This window comes from Hydrogenivirga sp. 128-5-R1-1, assembly GCF_000171895.1.
In genome coordinates this window covers 1-2,668 of record NZ_ABHJ01000092.1, presented here as the reverse complement: position 1 = coordinate 2,668, position 2,668 = coordinate 1, and the positions used below count along the sequence as shown (strand labels likewise).

The 2,668-nt window shown below is 28.1% G+C and carries 2 protein-coding genes; both read left to right on the top strand.

What is annotated here, in order from left to right; genetic code table 11:
* Positions 1-116: 116 nt before the first annotated feature.
* Entirely contained in the window at positions 117-620 is a 504-nt protein-coding gene (locus tag HG1285_RS18290) for a riboflavin kinase (protein WP_008288519.1), read from the top strand.
* A complete protein-coding gene (locus tag HG1285_RS04920) occupies positions 604-2,667 on the top strand; it encodes a tetratricopeptide repeat protein (RefSeq protein WP_008288518.1) in 2,064 nt (687 codons plus the stop codon). The genes HG1285_RS18290 and HG1285_RS04920 overlap by 17 nt, the downstream gene beginning before the upstream one ends.
* Position 2,668: the final 1 nt, after the last annotated feature.

Here is a 2,668-nt window from a genome sequence, read left to right as displayed (position 1 = left end):
AGATAAATTGAACTGCAGAAAATAATAGTTGGAGCAGACTGGAGATTTGGGAAAACAAAAAAGGAGATGTTTCTTTTGCTAAAAAGTTTGGTAAAGAAATAGGTATTGATGTTGAAGTGGTAAATTTAGAGCTTAAAGGTAATCAAAAAATAAGTTCATCTGATATTAGGGAATTTTTAAAGAAAGGCAAAATTGAAGATGTTAACCATCTACTTGGCAGGATATACTGCTTAACAGGAAACATTATTCGTGGAAATAAAATAGGCTCTAAAATAGGATTTCCTACAATAAATATAAAGGTTGATGAAAATTTGTGTTTAAAAACTGGTGTATATGTTGGCTACATTGAAGTAGGTAATGAAGAGTACAGAGCAGTAATAAACTGGGGTAGAAGGCCTACAGTAGATGGAAAAAATAAAGTTTTAGAAGTTCATATTATTGAAGGATTTAATGAAAAAGCATTCCTTGAAAATAAAAAACCAAAGGTTTACTTTTTGCACTATGTTAGAAATGAAATTAAGTTTGAAAATATTCACCAATTGAAAGAGCAAATAAAAAAAGATATCCTTTATTCATTAAAATATTTTGAGCAAGAGGGTAGTAATGCGGTTAATATATAAATTCTTATTATTTTTATTGTCTTTCTCAATAGCCTATGCAGATATAAAACTGCCTGATGTTATCTTCCCTCTTGAAATAATAGCCCAGAAACAAGAAAAAAAAGAACGCTTAAAACCACCAAAATTCTTAAACATAGATGAAACTATACAGGATGTTAATATCCATCTCCCTCCGTCGTATCCTGTAGATTTAAAGCCAGTATTTAAACAACCAGTTAGAGAAAAAACATTTTTAGGACTGCCTAAGGAAAAAGCTCTTTATAATGAGATAATAGACCTTTACACAACAGGAAGTTTTATACTTGCAGAAGAAAAAGCAAGACAGTTTTTAAGGAATTACTCTAAAAATAAAAATGTTCCAGTTATCTTGTATATTCTTGGTCTTATTGAATTTGAGCTGAAAAATTACAATGATTCTTTAAATTATTTCTCAAAATCATGTAGTATGAATTCAGAAATAAAAAACGAAGCCTGTATGTCCGCATCAGTTGTTTCCTTGCTGAAGTCTGATTTATCTAAAGCAAAATATTTTTTAAAAAATGTTAGTTTAAATACGCCAGAATATAACTTTCTGCAAAAAACAGTTAAAATTCTTGAAAAGAATAAAATCACATTAATAAAGGATGTTAAATGTGAAAACTTAGATGTATCTTTTGTAAGTTATTGCAGATACTTAAAACTTCATTATTTAGCATTAAGTAAGCCCTACAAATTCTTTTCCGATTATAGACCTTTAGAAAATTATGAAAAAATTTTAAAGCTTCTAAAAGGATTTGCTTATTTAAAAGAGAAAAAATTAAACAAAGCAAAAAATGTTTTTAAAGATTACTTGCAAATTTATGGTAGAGCCGATTTATATTCAAAATATCCAATATTTGGTATGCAGATGATTAATCTTAAAGAGGGTAATATAAAAGAAGTTGAAGAGAATGTAGGAAGTCTTGATATTAGAGATAGATATTTAGCCCAGCTTGTTTATATTAAACTTGGAAATGAATATTTTAAACGCAAGGATTTTAAATCCGCCTTTGCTTATTATCAGAAGGCTTTAACATCTTACAAAACTAATAAAAACTTGCTTAAAAAACTTATTGCTATTACTTCTTATAACTTAGGTCTTTATAAGTATGCTTACAACATATTTAAGAACATAAATGAAGATAAATATTATCTTTATACTGCTTTTGTTCTTTTAAATTTAGAAAATTATTCTGAAGCAGAGTTTTATTTAAAAAAAGCGTATAAAAATGCTTCAGACGAGAAAATAAAGCAGTCATCTTTAAAATATCTTGCAGACATCTATTACTTTAATAACGATGATACAAAATTTATTGCAACATTAAGGCAGATAGCAAAATTTGATTCAAAATTTGCATCTGATATGCTTGGCTGGTATTTCTTTAGAAAGAAAAAGTTTGAAGATGCATATAATGCATTTGTTGATACTTATATGAAAGCTGTTTCTGCGTTTAATATGGATAAAGAAGATACAGCATTAAAACTTATAAAAAATAAAAATGACAGAAAGTCAAAGTTTTTAAAGGCGTATGTATATTTAAAGAAACTAAACCTTGATAAAGCGAGAAAAATTTTAAAAGAATTAGCTGAAGGAAACGATGAAATAGCAAAACAGGCAGGCTATTTATATGCTTATTCATTTTTCTCAAATGAAGAGTATGATAAGGCTTATGAGGAGTTTAAAAAATTTGCAGAAAAATACAAAAATGACCCTCTTGGAAGAAGGGCAGTCCTTAGAATGGCAGATAGTCTTTATAATTTAGGCAAAGAAGATGAAGCAAAGAAAATATACACTCAGTTTATAAAAAAATATGCAGGGTCAAAAGAAGCTGTGGATGCTGCTTATCTCCTTACACTTCTTGAAACAAAAGAAGCAGGTGAAAAAAGCAGTATTGAAAAACAACTGCAGTCTTTTGTCCAGAAATATCCAGATTATCCTAAAATAGACCTTCTAAAACTACAACTATCAGAAGTTTATTTTAAAAATGGAAAAAAGAAAAAGCCTTTAAAACACTTGAAGAGCTTGTAAA